We start from the raw sequence: 16722 nt of genomic DNA, 5'->3' as shown, positions 1-16722 counted from the left end.
TTGTATTTTCCAGCAAATGGAGGCAATATGCTCCGTAGAAATTTTTTTTCTAAGCTGAGCCTAATTATGGCGTCGTTGTTCGGGGCATCCAGGCTGCGCGCAGCGGAACTTGAAAAAACATCGGTCAAGTCTGGTGATATTCTACCCCCTAAGGCGAGCGAAGATGGAACGCAGCTTATAGACGCTCAGCGTATCTATTATAGGGCTCCTAATGCTCAGATTGTTCGTAGTGTGGCCGAAAAACTTGAAGATACGGTGAATATATTTGATTATGTGTCATCTAAATGGCCTCCGTCTGAGCAGACTGAGAGAATCCAACGAATTTTAGATAATGCAAAATCGTTAAATCTCTATTTTATGAGTTCGAACGGAGCAGCCGATGTTGTGTTAACGGAGTCGCTGCAGTTCTACGATCAGCAAAATTTTACTGGAAATGGAAAGGTGAAAATATCAATGGCAGGAGGGGCGAAGCCTTGTTTTAAACCTGCCTCGGAAAAACGCACCAATTTCGTTTCATTCAGTGATTTGCTGATTACTAATACCGACGACATGTTATGGTTGAATGAAGATGCAATAGGAATTGATCTGAGACAGGTAAGTCACTTTCATCTTTCCAGAATGCAGCTAAGGGGGCATGGTCGAGCTCTTGTGCACGGAGGGGACGACCCGGTTATAAAAGGAGGCTACTATAACAGAATAGATGATTGTGAAATCAGCAATAGCGGTATTGGAGTAGACGCTGAGAAAAATGGAAATTCTACGATTCTAATCGGTGGTCGCATACATTCAAATAGAGTCGGTTTGCGCACCGCGTTGCTTTCTGATTATACAATAATTACAGCATTTGAGAGAAACCGAATCGGCATTTTATGCCAGAAGGGATCGAGAAATGTGAATGTTCTATCAGGACGATTTGAGGGGAACAATAGAAGTGTTCCGGTGCAAGATTTTTTGTTAAGCGGAAGAAATGTCTCGTTTAAGAGCAAGAGGCATGGGTTAATCCAAAAAGATGAAGTAAGCGTAGCTTTTGCATCTACGAATTATAATCTGTTTGGAGTCGTAGTGGATGTAACTCCGGAGAGTTTTGTAGTGCAACTCGAGGCAGAAGCCCCCGCTATAAAAGTGGCAGCGACGCAGGCGACTGTTCGACTCGTAAAAGGGGGAGCTGTAGTTTTCGAGGCTGGGGCCTTCAACAACAGCCTTGGAAGCAGCTATTTCTCTGGTGGAAATGATCAAGTAATTGATTTGGATGGGCGAAACAGCTTTAGTGGTGTTGCAAATGGTCGCCAACTAACGAGCAATTTCTCCGGCGAGAATGTACTGGCAAATGCAACGTTTCGATTGGACAGCAATAGAGATGGAATAGCTGATGGCTGGCAGATAGAGCCCGCTAAACCTCCAGATGGTACAAGTTTTTCATTAGATTTCGAAAACAAGCGCAGCGGTAGCTCCGCGCAAAGAATTTTTGTCGGCGAGGATGTGCGAGGACCATGTTCAATGTATCGCCGAGTGGCTGTAGCTAGAGGCATGCCATGGGTTCTAGCAGTTGATTACATGACAGACACCGCATATCCATGGAGCGTCAGAGTGGGGTCAAAAATAGGAGGCACTGAGTATTTAAATGCGCCTCTGGTTTTTCAGGGAAAGTCCTTTGGAAAAAGTGTGGCCTCTTTCGTGCCTCAAGATGATCACGTGTTTATTACGATTTATATGAGTCCTTCTGCAATTGGTACCGCTCATGCAAAAAGGAACCTGTGGCTCGATTCAATTAGCCTTTCTCCAGGAATGGTGGCGCCAGCTATGGGGAGCGAGAAGCGTATAGTCCTTCCAGCCTATAGTGGCAAGGAACGGCCTCAAAGTCCTGAGGCTTATGAGTTAATCGTTGATGAAGAAATTGGTCCAATGTATTTCGAGCCGAGGTCGCAGACGTGGAGAGCTCTGGCTAATAGCTAACAAGCTTTATGGAAGGCAATTTCTTCTCTACTGTTTCAACAACACCCGGGTAGTCTGTGTACTAAGCATATTCGGTAATGCCCCCATTCCTACTGGGCCGCAGAAGTAGAACCTGATGCGGCCATGGCCAGCCGCTGCTTTGGTGTGAACCCGCCCAATGCCATATTCGGGCGTTCGTGATTGTAGGACCACATCCAGCGCGTGGCGTGGTCCTGCACATGCTCCAGGTCTTCCCACTCGAACTGCGACAGCCATTCGTACCTGGCTGTTCGGTTGAAACGCTCGATATAGGCATTTTGCTGCGGTTTGCCGGGCTGGATGAAGTCGAGCTTGATGCCCCGCTTTTGCGCCCAGACCAATAACGTTGAACCCGCGTATTCCGGTCCGTTGTCGCAACGAATCGCTAAAGGCCGTCCTCGGTGTTCGATGATCTGGTTCAACACCCGTGCTACCCGAGCAGCAGGAAGCGAGAAGTCCACCTCGATCCCTAACGCCTCACGATTGAAGTCATCGATCACGTTGAATGTCCGAATGGTCCGGCCGTCGGCCAACTGGTCATGCATGAAGTCCATCGACCAGACTTCGTTGATGGCCCTAGGCACTGCCAGCGGTTCCGGCATCTGCCGAACCAGTCTTTTGCGCGGTTTGATGCGCAGGTTCAGTTCCAGTTCCTTGTAGATGCGGTACACGCGCTTGTGGTTCCAGCCAAACCCACGGACGTTGCGCAGGTACAGAAAGCACAGCATGAAACCCCAGGTGCGATGGTTGTCGGTCAGGCGCAGCAGCCAATCGGCAATCTCCTCGTTCTCGGCCTTGAGCTTGGCCTCGTACCGATAGCAGGATTCGCTGATGCTGAAAATCGCACAGGCCACCCGGATTGACGCCCGTCTGGCCTTGACCACTTCCTTGGCCATCTCGCGCCGGCGAGACGGCCTCAGGGCTTTTTTGCCAAGTACTCCGATGCAATCTCGGCCTTGAGTTTCTCCTCGATGTACATCTTGCGAAGCCGGGCATTCTCCGCCTCCAGCTCCTTCATGCGCGCCATCATCGACGTGTCTTGACCTGTCGCTCGACGCCAGCAATTCTCTTCCTCTTGCGCCTTCTGACTGCCAAACCTGCCTGCTGATAGACGCGGAACAGCCGTTTGTGATTGACGGCCCACCCTTCGCGCTTGACGAGCACATGCAGCCGCCGATAGCCATAGCGCCGCTTGGCGGCTGCCAGCTCACATAGCCGGTCCCGTAGGGCCTGGTCATCCGGGCGGCGCGATTCATAGCGGTACAAGGACCGGGAGATGCCGAATAGCCCACAGGCGCGGGTGACGCCTAAGCCATGCACTTGCATGACGTGCATCACTGCTGCTCGCTTCGCCTGCGGGCTCACCACTTTCGGCCGAGGACATCCTTGAGCGCCGCATTGTCCAGCATGCTCTCGGCTAGCAATCGCTTGAGCCGCGCATTCTCCGCTTCCAGGGCCTTGAGCCGCTGCGCATCCGACACGGTCATGCCGCCGAACTTCGCCTTCCAGTTGTAGTACGTCGCATCACTGATGCCGTGCTTGCGGCATAGGTCTGCTACCTTTGTGCCTGCCTCGGCTTCCTTCAGGATGCCAATGATTTGTTCTTCTGTGAAACGCTTCTTCATGCTACCTCCACGGAGGCAGACTCTACATCATTACCGTACTAATCTCGGGGAGCAGGTCACCAGCTCGTTCTTGCGCTTTGGTGTCCGGCGTTCGTGCACAATGTCGGGTTCTCGAATATGACGTATATGGAACTCCACTGGTCAATACAATTTCCGCTATAGCGCTTGCAAGGAGACGCTTCAGCTTCTTCTTTACTCAGCCGGGCCAGTTAAACGTTGTTGTGATTTGGCACGGCTCCTGAACCTCCAATTCAACAACCGTCGATTCTTTTTTTTCCAGGTATCTGATAGATTCCCAGTTATTTACGATTCTTATTTTGATGTTAGGACTGCTTGAAGTGAATTCGAGTGTGCCGTAATGCGTATAAATTCTTTTCTCATTCAGCGAGTATATTCCATCGGGCAGTCGCCAGCGTAGTACGGCCTTCCTTTCGAAATCGCTGATGTTATCAATGACGCTCAGGTTGTGATCGGTTAAGATAACTTGCCGTTGATGGTACGCGCCCCAGTAGTCTGTGTACGATGCGGTTACGGAGCTGCTTGTTTGGCTGTCATCCACAAATTTTATCGGTTGGTCGATGCGTGGCCAACCGCCAAAGAGAAAACGCCCGAGTCGAGGCATTTGATCTCGATCATCGAATTGTATGGTGTTATGTGACTGAACGCCTGAAAAGTACGTCATTAAGGTTGGCGAGGCGTTATAACTAAAAGTTCCCGCGTCGCGGAAGAAATTTTTGTTCCCAATCCAGAAATCAAGATGCAGCGAATCTGCGTGTGATGGCCTAAACTCAAAAGAAGGGAATCGTAGAAAAACCCTTTTTTCGCCCCGGCGTAATATTGCAATCCCGCCGTTTGGGAGCAGCTTGCTTTTTAGAGGGGGCAGCGGCAGTTGCCTCCTCGGGATGTTCAACCAATCAAGTTGAATGTCATATTCGCCAGCAGAGTCGAATATTCTCCTCTCAAGGAAAATCGCGCCTGCCAATTGCAATGATGGCCTAAAATCTCGATACCCGGTTTGGGTTAAATGCAAAATATGCGCGCCGTCATTTGCGCCCCAATTCCAAGCGTCCCCGCTTTGAGGGTCTGTTATTTGCGTAAGCCATTCGATTGCTGCGCAGATTCGCTGGAATAGCGCTTGGGAGAATGGGGCGAGTTGAAATTTTTGTCGAAAAATCTCGGATATGCTGAATGTGTCTAACATCAACCTGTGATAGTTGGTTGAATATTGACTAAACGTGCCATCAGGCAAAATTAGGCGTTTGGCTCTATTTTCTAGCCATTTTCTCCCTAGTTTGCTCCAGCGTCTTCCCTCCAAAATTCCGTGGTGTTCCAAATAACTTCCACCAATAAAAAGAGCTGCTGCCTCTGAGGTGCCGTGATTGTTGTCCTGCGCGATTGCATACGGAAGAGTTGGTTCAATGCGTTGTAGGTGAGTGGAAAGTAATTCTAAAAAACCGAACGTTGGCGTTTGCACTGTTCCCATAATTAGGGATGCTGTGGCCAAGTGGATTACTCGTATTGAAGCTTCTTGTCCGCATTTCCAATTTGGACCAATGTAAGGAGGGTTTTCTTTACACCAGTTCTCTAGCCAGTCATTTAGCCGTGCTATGGATTGGCTGTTTCCTCTGCTGGCTTCTGTGGCGAAGGCGAGCACCCAGCCAAATCGGGATGCCTCCCATATTATTTTTATGTCCCCGATCATCGAGTTAAAGTCGGGGATTTTCCACCAAGGGGCGTTTTTTTGAGGGTGCTCTTTATTGTTAAGGACGTTGGTGTGCCAAGGAGGTGGTCTTCCGTGTAAAGGAATCTCTATGTGCCCGAAAAGAATGGAATGGTTATTCCACCTCGTTGTACCTGGTAATTCAGTTTTTCTTAATGGATTTGTGTAAAACGGCGCTGCAGGGATCCTGGACCGCAAACGGCACGCTCTAGATAGCCTGGTTTTGAGGCCTAATCGATATAGAAAGACCCTCCATATGTTACTCAGTCCGAGTAAGCGCGCGGTTCGGAACTTTAGGAGAAGTGAGGGCCGTTGGTTTGACATCTTCGTCGATAGGAATCTTGTGGTTGTTGTCTAATCGTTTAGTACGAGTGCGCATAACCTCACAGGTGTGTTTTTTTGAACATCCATTCTGAGGCGTGCTCCTACAATCCGCGACAGCTGTTTTGGTGCTAATCCATAACCTGGGCGTACACTTCGCACTGCATCCTCAGTCACTATATCGCCGGCCTTCAAATCTTTCACGAAATAGAGGGATCTTCGGAATTGGGCATTGCCGATTTCGCTAGATTTTTTTCCATAATCTACACGGCCGAGGGCGCGCCAAGCAGTCTTTGCTCCCCGGCATAGTTCAGCTAGATCCTTGGGTTCTAAGGAAAAACTATCGTCTGGGCCGCCTCCAGATCTGTCCAAAGTGAAATGCTTTTCGATTAGCGCCGCGCCCAGCGCGACGCTTGCAAGCGCGGTAGTATTGTCTAACGTATGGTCAGAGAGTCCCGTCACCACGCCAAAGCGTTCAATCATGTCAGCCAGAGTATAGAGATTGTATTCTTCAGCGGGGGCGGGGTAGCCGCTTACGCAATGCAAAATGGCAAGTTCGTTGCAGCCGCCGTCCCTCGCCGCTTGAATGGCTTCAGAGATTTCCTCGTCGTCCGCCATTCCAGTGGAAATGATCATTGGTTTGCCGGTTGACGCCGCATATTTAATTAAGGGTAGATCGACGGCCTCGAATGACGCAATCTTATAAGCAGGTGCGTTGAGATCCTCCAATAGGTCCACGGCGGTGTTGTCGAATGGAGAGCTAAAAATCGTAATTCCCGTCTTGCGGGCGTGCTCAAATAGCGGTTTGTGCCAATCCCAAGGAAGGTGTGCCTCCTGGTATAGATCGTATAATGTACGTCCGTCCCATAACCCGCCTTTAATCCGAAAATCTTCGGTATTAGAGTTCAGGGTAATGGTGTCGGCAGTATAGGTTTGAATTTTTACTGCATCTGCGCCTGCAGTTTTGGCTTCATTAATGAGTTGAATGGCGGTTTCAATCTTGCCGTTATGATTTGCAGATATCTCGGCGATGATGTACGGCTCGACGTCGCGGCCAATGCGCCTGCCGCTGATCGTAATAGAGTCAGTTTTCTTCATGGTTTCTCCGATAGGTCGGCGTTCGTTTGCGTTTGCAATCCTCTCCACTCGGTGGCAAGCAGTCCGAAGCAATGGACGTCGTGGTAATTGGTTCCGTCGAAATGTTGGCCGCGCAGGATTCCCTCTCGCTGAAAACCAAGCGAAAGGTGATAGTGGATCGAGCGTTCATTGTAGGCAAGAACCTGACCATGTATTTTATGCATTCCGCAATTTTCGAAGGCATGCCTTAATGTGGCAATTCCCATTCCTTTGCCGGTGCCTTTGGGGGCATTGGGATTTGTATAGAAGCCCCATTCGGCATTATTTCCATAACTTTTTTTTAAGTTAACGAAGCCGGAGGGAGTTTCGTGGTTTAGATAAATGAGCAAAATTCTCGAACTATCTGTGCTCGCCTTGCTAAACCACGTTCGGTGTTCCTCTGGGCTAATTGCATGTTGGGTATACATCCACACGCGTACACTCGGATGGTTTCTCCACGCGAGTACGCTTTCTAAGTCCGCTTCGACCATAGGGCGAATACGCCCGTCACCGGTATGTCCCATCATGTATTTTCCATGGCCTGTATGACGCGTCGTACTCCTTCACCGTCGACAATACGGCTTGCCGCAGCTGCAGTGGCTTGACGTAGCGCCGCATCGTTGACCAGTTGGGTAAGAATGTCCGGCAGTTTGATCGCGATAGCTGCCGCAGATTCAATTGTGAAGGCACCACCGGCGTGGCTCAACATCTGGGCAATGATCAGTTGATTATCGGCGAGCACTACCATGATGGATGGTAGGCCTACGCAGCATCGTTCCCAGGCAGTTGAGCCCGCGGCGCCGATGGCCAAGTCGCTGTTGGCCATCAATTCAGCCATATTGTTTACATCGACCTTGACTTCTGTATGCCAAGGCAGTTCGGTCGCGGCCTGCCTTACGGCTTCCAGCCAAGGAGAGCGGGAGCCCATGACAATCGTAATGCGGGCATCGGACGGCAGTGGGCATAGGCGCAGCGCTGACAATACTTCGGCCGTTACGTTGCCCTTGTCTATTCCACCCATAGTGATGAGCAGGTGCTTGAAGTCTGGCTGCGTTCGGCGCCGCAAGCCGAAGGAGCGAGCTAGGTGGAATTCGGGACGCAGTAGTACGTAGTCGGGGCCGGTTAGTACGACGCATCCGGGAGGGACATGTGCGGAATAGTCCTCCCACCGGCGGCCGAGGTTCTGATCGAGAAGCAGATCGCAATCGTGCGAGCGATCAGCCAGATCGTCGATGACGAGCAGGTGTGGAATGGACGTGCGAAATCTATTTTCCCAGCGGGAGTCGAGCGAATAGTGATCGACCACCAACCACGAGGTATTGACGTTGGCAAGCGCTGCTTGAGTTTGCTGTGCGTCGGTCTCCCAATCACTGCCGAGCCATGCGGCATGTATGGGCGAGGGGACGGAAGAGGGCACTGCCGTGACCGTTCCTTGATATGGCAGAGCAACGGCTTCGTAGCCGCGTTGGCGGATGATGTCAATTAGGTTGCCAGGGTGTTCGCGGCAGATGAAAAGACTGGAGTAGCCCTCGTCGCGCAAGGCGTCCGCCAGGGTTAAGCAGCGCATGACGTGGCCGGTGCCGATATTTAGAGAGGCATCAGCCCGGAAAGCAATAGTCTGCATGGCGGAAGCGCTACCAACTAGTCCAGCCGCCATCAACGGGAATATTGGCGCCAGTTATGTACGAGCTAGCAGCGGACAAAAGGAACACCGCGGGGCCGGCGACTTCTTCCGGGGCTCCGATACGGCCGAGCGGATTCTTCTTGCACAGGCCCTGATAGAAATCGGGCGCTGTTTGAGCGATATCAGCAGGAGGGAAAGGTCCAGGTGTAATGCTGTTGGCTCGCACTTGTTTGTCGCCAAGGTGGCATGCCAAATAGCGAGTCAATTGTAGAAGGGCTGCTTTGGCTGCCCCGTAATAAGGTGGGTTGTTGCTGCCGCTATTTCCATAGATGGTAGGGTCAGGGCTGACTATGCCATACATGGAGGACACGTTGACGATAGAGGCTCCGCCCACGACTTCACTAGCGCCTTGTTTCAGCAGGGGCAGAAATTGCTTCACTAGGAAGAACGGACCGTTAACGTGTGCTTGTTGAGCGATGTTGAAATCGTCTTCGGTGGCAGAGCTGATGGTGCCCGGGCGGCCCATATGGGCGCAGTTGACAAGCCCATGCACACTGTCGAAATGCTGTGTGACCCAAGTGAGAGCATGTGCCATCGAGCTGGGGTCGCCGATGTCCAGAGGCAGTACGGATGCACGGCCACCTGCTGCCTGGATTTCCGTTTGCAGTTTGTGCAGTTTCTCAGGGGTGCGGCCGCACAAGATGGGTATACCGCCGGCTTCTGCTACGCCCAGACTGATGGCACGGCCCAGGTGACCCGCTGCACCGGTAATCAATACAACTCGGTCATCGAGCTGGAAGCGGTTTGGAGCATTCATGATGTGACCCATTTGGCCGGATTGAGCAACGTGTCGGGCAGCGTTGGTATTGCGCGTTCGACAATGCTTCGTTCGTTTTCGTTGAGAGGAGGGTGTCTGAACAGCTTGACGTTACTATGCAGTTGAGCTGGTGTTTCTAAGCCAATGACGAGGCTCTTAATCCATGGCAAGCCCCGAACATATGCCAAGCAAAGGTCTTCCCGGTTTTCACGCTTGAGCTGCGAGACGAGGGCGCTCAGAATGCCGGCTAGATGCTGGGGCGGGGCCCCCTCGTAGCGAGGCCAGCGGCTAGGAGGTAGCAGTAGCAGACCCTGTAAATACACGCTACGGGCAAAAAATTCGACGTCAGGTCGGTCGGCGACGGCGGCTAAAAATTGACTCGTGCGCCAGCGCCAGTCCAGCAAGTTGACTGGGCATTGAATGTGAGAGACGTTTTCGTCGCGGAGGGCTTCTCTAGCTTCTTCTGGCCCAGATACGCTAACGCCAAGAGTACCTACGATGCCTTCATTTTTGAGATTCAGTAGTTCGTTCCAGGCTGCGGCTTCCCATTCGGTGCGATGTGCCCAACGATGTAGCAGAACCGTATCGAGCCTGGGCTGTCGCAGCGCATGGCAGGATTCGAAGATGCTGGCTCTGACCGCGTGGCGGACAGCCGCCGGAGTGGCCTGGGCATCGAATTCTGCCAATGGGCTAAGTTTGGTGATGACGCGGGGGCGTGAAGAACGGCGTTCGAGCGCCACGCCAAGCCGTGCTTCGGATAAGCCATAGGCACGAGCGGTATCGATGCTGTTTACGCCGAGTTCAAGTGCTTGATGGATCAGCGCTCGGGTTTGGTCGGAAGTCGGTTGACCGACTGTGTTAGCTATACCATACGCTAGACCCAACTGCGCGGTGCCGAGCGTGAACAGGGTGCCAATCGGGGCGGGCCTTGTTTGCCGTACAAGAATCTGGACCAGGTCACGCCAGTTGGTAGTCTCCGGCGCGGTAACGTTGGTGAAGATAGCCAACAAGCGCAAGTAGTCGTCGAAGGTATCCAGGGTGCATCGAAGCTCACGCCATACTGGCTCCGCGTCGGGAGCCTGGAACGTTCGCATGCGCATATGCCGGCGGATATAGGGCGTGACATGCTCACGGTCGAAAGCTGTTTTTGCCTGCTCGGCGGCCTTTCGCAACGCTCGCGCGGTGAAGACCTCGGCGCTCATGCCGTAAGGCAGGCCATCATCGGGTGAAGATGTTCCTAGATAATCAACGCCTGCGTTGGCAAATGTGCTGAGAAGTGTGTCAATGAATGTGCCATCTGGGAAGACGTTGTCGGCTGTCAGCCGAACGACCCGATCGTCGTCGTCTAGGGCTGATGTGGCGGTAGCCATACGGCCAAGGACGTCTTCAAGGGAGCCACGATGGCAGGCAATGCCGTGACTGCTTAAGGTCATGGCAAGGCCATCATCGCTCGGATCATCAGAAGTGGCGACGAGGACCGGCAAGCCCGTTGAGCCGGCCCGTTGAGCGCAAAGTACGGCGACGGGCCTGCCAGCCAGGGTTAGCAGGGCTTTACCCGGAAGGCGGCTGGAAGAAAGCCGTGATTGAATGACGACAAGAGTGCGAGGCATGGCCTGGTTTCTGTATGGGCATTACGCCAATGCGCTACTCAGCGCTGCGACGACTTGGTCTTGTTCGGCATCGGTCAAGAGCGGGTACATGGGCAGGCTGATCGCCTCGGCATAGTACTGTTCTGCTTGTGGAAACTGCCCGTCGGTGAATCCCATCTCGCGATAGTACGGTTGCGTATGGACCGGTATGTAATGAACGTTGACACCGATTTCGCGGCTGCGTAGCGCTTCGAATACCGCACGGCGATTGGATTTCAACTCCTTGAGCTTGAGCCGGATGATGTAGAGATGCAGACCGGAATAAGTGTCGGGATGTTGCCACGGGGTACGCAGGGGCAGGTCTTGCAGGAGTTCGTCATAACGCTTGGCGAGTTCGTGTCGGCGCGCGACGTATTGATCCAGGCGTGTGAGCTGCGAGCAACCGAGGGCCGCTTGAAGTTCGGTCATTCGATAGTTGTAGCCCAGCGCGACCTGTTGGTAGTACCAAGGACCATGCGTTTCGTGAGTCATCAGCGCTGTGTCGCGAGTCACGCCGTGGCTGCGTAGTAGCGCCATTTTTTCGGCCAGCAGATCGTCATTGGTGAGCGCAAGCCCACCTTCCGCTGTTGTAACGATTTTGACAGGATGAAAGCTGAAAACCGTAATGTCGCTATAGCGGCAGTTACCGACGAATTCGCCCTGGTACTTGCCGCCCACGGCGTGGGATGCATCTTCAATTATCTTGAAGCCGTATCGCTGGGCCAGGGCATGGATGGCTTCCATATCGCAGGACTGGCCAGCTAAATGTACCGGAACTACGACCTTGGGCAGGCAGCCTTGCCGTTCAGCTTGCTGGAGCTTTGTCTCCAAGGCTTGGGGACATAGGTTATAGGTGTTCGGGTCAATATCGACGAAATCCACCTTAGCACCGCAGTACAGCCCGCAGTTCGCCGATGCCACGAAGGTTATGGGGGTGGTCCAGAGCCAGTCGCCGGGGCCGAGGCCTAGGGCCAAGCAGGCAATGTGTAGGGCTGAAGTGGCGCTGTTGACGGCCAACGCATGCCGAGCGCCGACGTGTTGAGCAATCGCCTGCTCGAAGCGGGGAGCATACGGTCCTTGCGTCAGGAAGTCGGACTTCAAGGCGGTCAAGACGGACTGGACGTCTTCTTCGGTGATGTCCTGGCGGCCATAGGGAATCATCAGATGCTCCCAATTTTTTCGCGATTTTGATCGATCCAAGCCTGCAAGGCCGCGGGGCTCATCCATTCCGTATTGTTGTCGCTCGAGTAGATGAAACCTTCCGGTACTTTCTTGCCGTTCTTGATGCGTTCAGGGCTATCGCACCAGCCGTTGATGGCGGGTAGGATCTTGAAGTGTTCAGGGTACTCGTAGGTGTAATACGAATCTTCTGCGCTGATCATTTGTTCATGCAGCTTTTCGCCTGGGCGGATGCCGATCTCAACTTGCTTGGCCTCGGGCGCGACGACTTTGCCCAGGTCTGTAACCTTCATTGAAGGGATTTTTTTGACATAGATCTCCCCACCTTCCATGTCCTCGAACGCATGCCAAACCAGTTCTACACCTTCTTCAAGGGAAATCATGAACCGCGTCATGCGGCTGTCGGTAATTGGAAGTTCACCTTTATCTTTAATCGACATGAAGAAGGGGATGACGGATCCACGCGAACCCATCACATTGCCGTAGCGCACGACGGCAAAGCGTGTATCTCGCCCGCCAGAGTACGAGTTGCCAGCGACGAACAACTTGTCGGAAGCCAGCTTGGTTGCGCCGTACAAATTCGCGGGGCTACTCGCCTTATCGGTGGAGAGGGCGACCACGCGTTTTACGCCTTGGTCTAAGCAGGCGTCGATAAGATTCATTGCGCCGTTGATATTGGTTTTGACGCATTCGAAAGGATTGTATTCGGCTGTGGGCACGATTTTTGTCGCTGCTGCATGGACAACATAGTCGACGCCGTCCAAGGCACGATACAGACGCTCACGATCGCGCACGTCGCCAATGAAAAAGCGGACGCGGCTGTCGTTGGTGTATTTCTTGGCCATGTCCCATTGCTTCATCTCGTCGCGCGAGTAAATGATGATTTTCTTGGGGTTGTACTTGGCTAGGGTCATCGGCACGAAAGTGTTGCCGAAGGAGCCGGTACCGCCGGTGACGAGGATAGTTTTGTTAGTCAGCATCATGGTTCCGCTATCGTTTTCGTTGATTCAAACTGGTCCGAGGACACACATCCTTATGAGGTCCATACGCCTCGAGTATCAATCACGGCGATCCCGCTTATTCTGTTTCTGGGGATGGCCTTGAATTCCTTGTGATCCACCAGGAGTATTACGATATCCGCCTGAGTTAGCGCGGCTTCTGTATCGCTCAGGGTGAAAATTTCGGCAAGTTTTGGGGGAAGTTCTTTGACATTCGGTTCGACAGCGAGCACAGGCCCGCCGTGATTGTTGACCAGCTCTCGGCAGATTTCGACGGCCGGACTTTCGCGCAAATCATCGATATCTGGTTTGAAGGCAAGTCCTAAGCAAGCAATTATCACGTCCTTAATGGTTTTGGACGGGTTCGCTTCCAAATGTTCGGTGATGGCGATTTTGACCTTGTCCAGAACCCAATACGGCTTGCTGTCGTTCACTTCTCGGGCGGTGCGGATCAGGCGAGCCTCTTCGGGCGTGGTACTGACAATGAACCAGGGGTCCACTGCAATGCAATGTCCGCCAACCCCAGGGCCAGGTTGCAATATATTCACGCGCGGGTGGCGGTTGGCGAGCCGGATCAATTCCCACACGTTTATGCCCAACTTGTCGCAAATGATGGAGAGCTCGTTGGCGAACGCAATATTCGTATCCCGGAAGCTGTTCTCTGTGAGCTTGCACATCTCGGCAGTGCGCGCATTGGTAACGATGCATTCGCCTTGAACAAAAATCTCGTATAGTCGGCTGGCCGCCTCTGAACATTTGGGAGTCATGCCGCCAATGACGCGGTCGTTAGAAACGAGCTCGCGCAAGACGTGTCCCGGCAGTACTCGTTCCGGGCAGTGTGCAATGCGAATATCAGAGTCTTCACCATGAGTCTGCGGAAACTTGAGATCCGGACGAGCCTCCGCGAGCCATTGCGCCATTTGCTCCGTAGCTCCGACTGGCGATGTCGACTCCAAAACAACGAGATTCCCTTTTTTCAAGACAGGCGCAATGGCCTTGCTTGCGGACTCAATATAAGCTAGGTCGGGTTCGTGACCTTCCTTGAATGGAGTGGGCACGGCAATCAGAAAGGCATCGGCCGGTTGAGGCTGAGTAGTCGCGCTTAGGTAGCCATCCGTGACTGCGGCTCGGACGACGATATCCAGATCCGGTTCGACGATATGGATTTCCCCGCGATTGATGGTGTCGACAGCCTTGGCGTTGACGTCAACGCCTATCACTTTCTTTTTGCGGGAAGCAAAGACCGCCGCAGTAGGAAGGCCGATATAGCCAAGGCCGATGACTGAAATCGTTTCGAAGTTCATGGAGTTTTCCTGCTTCTGAATTAAATCTGAGTCTTCCGATCCAGCAGTGCGTCGACAATCCGTGCGCACGCCTTACCGTCGCCGTAGGGATTATGCGCGTACGCCATGCTGTCATAGGCCTGCTTGTTTTTCAGCAGTTCACTGACGTGGCGCACGATGTTGTCCGCGTCTGTGCCTACAAGTCTGACCGTTCCTGCTTCCACGGCTTCCGGCCGTTCCGTCGTGTCGCGCATGACAAGCACGGGCTTGCCAAGGGAAGGCGCTTCCTCCTGGATACCGCCGGAGTCCGTAAGAATCAGGGCGGAGCGATGCATGAGATAGACGAACGGAAGGTACTCGAGGGGCTCGATAAGATGAACGTTGGGAATATCGGTAAGCAGCCTGTTCACGGGTTCCCGTACATTCGGATTGAGGTGAACGGGATATAGGATGCCCACGTCGGGAAACTCTTCCGCAATCCGGGCCAACGCTGTACAAATGCGCTCGAATCCTCCCCCAAAGCTCTCGCGACGATGTCCCGTTACAAGGACGAGGCGAGAATAGGTATCGAGATAAGAGAATTGAGAGCCAAAGGTTTTTTGCAGCTTGTCGTCGCGCTGCAGCTTATCGACTACTTCCAGCAGGGCGTCGATAACCGTATTACCGGTAACATGAATCGTGTTATCGGCTACGCCTTCTCGTAGAAGATTCTTGCGTGAGGTGTCCGTTGGCGCAAAGTGGAAGCGAGCCAAGGCGCCGGTCAGCTTTCTGTTTCCTTCTTCCGGCCATGGTGAGTAGAGATTGCCTGTGCGCAAGCCAGCTTCTACGTGTCCGACAGGAATCTGCTGGTAATACGAAGCGAGACTGACTGCAAGCGTCGTGGCGGTATCCCCATGTACCAGCACGACGTCTGGTTTGAACTCGGCGAACACGCTTTTCATGCCTTGAAGGATGGCGGTGCTGACATCGGTCAGATCCTGTCCGGCCTTCATGATGTTCAGATCGTAATCCGGCTTGATTGCAAAGAGGTCAAGGACCTGGTCTAGCATTTCTCTATGCTGCCCGGTCACGCACACTTTCGCTTCAAATCTCTTGTCCATGGCAAGAGCCTGGACAAGAGGAGCCATCTTGATGGCCTCTGGACGCGTGCCAAAGACACACAGTGTTTTCACTTGACGAACTCCCTGCTTCCTTGATCGGCCTTGGTGATTCTTCCGTATTCGAGCCAATCGACGAATTGGTTGCTAAGAATCTTGCGGTCGAATTGCGCTTTGGCGAGTGCCAAGGCGCGTTGCCCCATTTGTGCCAGCGCCTCTCGCCCATCTGCGGCCTGTTCCAGGGCATCGGCGAAGGCGGCGGGGTTGTCGGGAGGCACCGCGAATCCACATTGGTGTTTGGCGATGACCTCGGCCAGCCACCCCGGGTAATTATTCAGTACAGGCAAGCCCGAAGCCAGATAGTCGAAGAACTTGTTGGGCGAGGTCCCATAGTAAAAAGCGGGAACGTTGGCCAGGGTCTGGAGGCCTATATCTGTGGCGGCCATCAAGCCCGCCAGGCGGGTCTTGTTGACGGGGTCATGGAATATGACGTTGTTCAACTGAAGCGTCTCGGCTTTTTGCATCAAGCCTTGCTTCGTTGCGCCTTGTCCCACGAGCAGGATTTTGATGTCTTGTCGTCCTCGCCGCTGCAGTTCAGCGGCGGCATCCAGTACCGCGTCCAGGCCGTTGGCCTTGCCGTGCGTGCCGGCGAATACCGCGAGCAGGTCGGTATCGGCGACGCCTTCCGGGCGCCAAGGTTCGGGATTCGCGCCGAAGATATCGATGTCGCATCCGTTCGGAATCAGGGCAATGCTCGATCGAGGTATCCCGCGATGGGCAATGCCATCCACGATGCCCGGCGAAAGTCCGATCAGCCTATGGGCCGACTTGTAGCTTGCCCATTCAAGCACGGACATGCCGGACAGGACAACCGGGTTGCGGATCACCCCCATGGCCTTGGGTAGTTCGGGCCAGAGGTCGCGTACTTCGAATACGAACGGTTTGCCGCGCAGCCAGCGCGCGAAGATGCCGGGAATCCCGGCGGTAAGCGGCGTCGTCGTGGCAAAGACCAGGTCGTAGCGCTCGGTCAGGGCGATAGCCACGCTACGCAGGGCGAAGCGCAGGAACGTGGCGGTGCGCTTGATGAATCCGTCCGAGTTGCCGTAGGACAGGTCGAACTCCACCACCTCCAGGCCGGGCTGGATGGTGCCTCGGCGCTTGCCGCGCACGAACGGTCCTGTCAGGCCGGTCGTACCGCCCTTGTAGCTGCCGCAGACCATGCAGACTTCATGACCACGCTCGACCAGGCGCTTGGCCATTTCGTACGAGCGTATTCCGGCTGCTCCCTTCGGGGTGGAAAAGTGCTGATGGAAATAAAGAACTTTCATCGGGTACAGGGCCTG

Annotated in this window: 13 protein-coding genes and 1 pseudogene; 1 reads left to right on the top strand and 13 read right to left on the bottom strand. The window is 53.5% G+C overall.

The features are described from left to right. Nucleotides 1–66 precede the first annotated feature (66 nt). Nucleotides 67–1953, top strand: coding sequence for a right-handed parallel beta-helix repeat-containing protein (locus CDO46_RS28135; RefSeq protein WP_140416904.1), 1887 nt, complete (start codon nucleotides 67–69; stop codon nucleotides 1951–1953). Nucleotides 1954–2042: 89 nt separating this feature from the next. Here CDO46_RS28135 and CDO46_RS22905 read toward each other — a convergent pair. From CDO46_RS22905 to CDO46_RS22840, 13 genes and pseudogenes are all read right to left on the bottom strand, one after another. Next, nucleotides 2043–3115, bottom strand: a protein-coding gene (locus tag CDO46_RS22905; RefSeq protein ID WP_087840906.1) for an IS3 family transposase whose coding sequence is annotated in 2 segments (ribosomal slippage) — nucleotides 2043–2893 and nucleotides 2893–3115 — 1074 coding nt in all. Because the reading frame shifts where the segments join, the coding sequence is not laid out codon by codon here. Further along, nucleotides 3037–3596, bottom strand: a pseudogene (locus CDO46_RS28730) (transposase); the annotation flags it as partial. The pseudogene CDO46_RS28730 and the gene CDO46_RS22905, both read right to left, overlap by 79 nt. A gap of 196 nt (nucleotides 3597–3792) precedes the next feature. Continuing rightward, nucleotides 3793–5298, bottom strand: coding sequence for a heparinase II/III-family protein (locus CDO46_RS22890; RefSeq protein ID WP_254914658.1), 1506 nt, complete (start codon nucleotides 5296–5298; stop codon nucleotides 3793–3795). Nucleotides 5299–5670: 372 nt separating this feature from the next. Continuing rightward, nucleotides 5671–6735, bottom strand: coding sequence for a pseudaminic acid synthase (gene pseI / locus CDO46_RS22885; protein WP_087840904.1), 1065 nt, complete (start codon nucleotides 6733–6735; stop codon nucleotides 5671–5673). Continuing rightward, nucleotides 6732–7280, bottom strand: coding sequence for a UDP-4-amino-4,6-dideoxy-N-acetyl-beta-L-altrosamine N-acetyltransferase (pseH, locus tag CDO46_RS22880; protein ID WP_254914657.1), 549 nt, complete (start codon nucleotides 7278–7280; stop codon nucleotides 6732–6734). The genes pseI and pseH overlap by 4 nt, the downstream gene beginning before the upstream one ends. Beyond that, nucleotides 7277–8377 (bottom strand): UDP-2,4-diacetamido-2,4,6-trideoxy-beta-L-altropyranose hydrolase, encoded by a 1101-nt coding sequence (gene pseG / locus CDO46_RS22875; RefSeq protein ID WP_087840903.1) that lies wholly within the window; start codon nucleotides 8375–8377, stop codon nucleotides 7277–7279. Before pseG ends, pseH begins: the two co-directional genes overlap by 4 nt. Before the next feature lie 10 nt (nucleotides 8378–8387). Next, a complete protein-coding gene (locus CDO46_RS22870) occupies nucleotides 8388–9206 on the bottom strand; it encodes an SDR family NAD(P)-dependent oxidoreductase (protein WP_140416903.1) in 819 nt (272 codons plus the stop codon). Further along, entirely contained in the window at nucleotides 9191–10804 is a 1614-nt protein-coding gene (locus tag CDO46_RS22865) for an aldo/keto reductase (RefSeq protein WP_087840901.1), read from the bottom strand. The genes CDO46_RS22870 and CDO46_RS22865 overlap by 16 nt, the downstream gene beginning before the upstream one ends. Before the next feature lie 21 nt (nucleotides 10805–10825). Beyond that, complete coding sequence (gene pseC / locus CDO46_RS22860; RefSeq protein ID WP_087840900.1) at nucleotides 10826–11983, bottom strand: UDP-4-amino-4,6-dideoxy-N-acetyl-beta-L-altrosamine transaminase; 1158 nt, start codon at nucleotides 11981–11983, stop codon at nucleotides 10826–10828. Continuing rightward, on the bottom strand, nucleotides 11983–12981 hold the full coding sequence (gene pseB / locus CDO46_RS22855) for a UDP-N-acetylglucosamine 4,6-dehydratase (inverting) (protein WP_087840939.1): 999 nt from the start codon (nucleotides 12979–12981) through the stop codon (nucleotides 11983–11985). Before pseB ends, pseC begins: the two co-directional genes overlap by 1 nt. Before the next feature lie 53 nt (nucleotides 12982–13034). Further along, nucleotides 13035–14303 (bottom strand): UDP-N-acetyl-D-mannosamine dehydrogenase, encoded by a 1269-nt coding sequence (gene wecC, locus CDO46_RS22850; RefSeq protein ID WP_087840899.1) that lies wholly within the window; start codon nucleotides 14301–14303, stop codon nucleotides 13035–13037. Between the two features lie 20 nt (nucleotides 14304–14323). Next, nucleotides 14324–15454 carry a non-hydrolyzing UDP-N-acetylglucosamine 2-epimerase gene (gene wecB / locus CDO46_RS22845; protein ID WP_087840898.1) on the bottom strand — a complete coding sequence of 377 codons (1131 nt, stop codon included), beginning with the start codon at nucleotides 15452–15454 and terminating at the stop codon, nucleotides 14324–14326. After that, complete coding sequence (locus CDO46_RS22840) at nucleotides 15451–16707, bottom strand: glycosyltransferase family 4 protein (protein WP_087840897.1); 1257 nt, start codon at nucleotides 16705–16707, stop codon at nucleotides 15451–15453. Before CDO46_RS22840 ends, wecB begins: the two co-directional genes overlap by 4 nt. Between the last annotated feature and the right edge of the window lie 15 nt (nucleotides 16708–16722).

This window comes from Pigmentiphaga sp. NML030171 (assembly GCF_002188635.1).
In the GTDB taxonomy this organism is placed as follows: domain Bacteria; phylum Pseudomonadota; class Gammaproteobacteria; order Burkholderiales; family Burkholderiaceae_B; genus Pigmentiphaga; species Pigmentiphaga daeguensis.
This window is presented reverse-complemented; position numbering and strand designations above follow the sequence as displayed.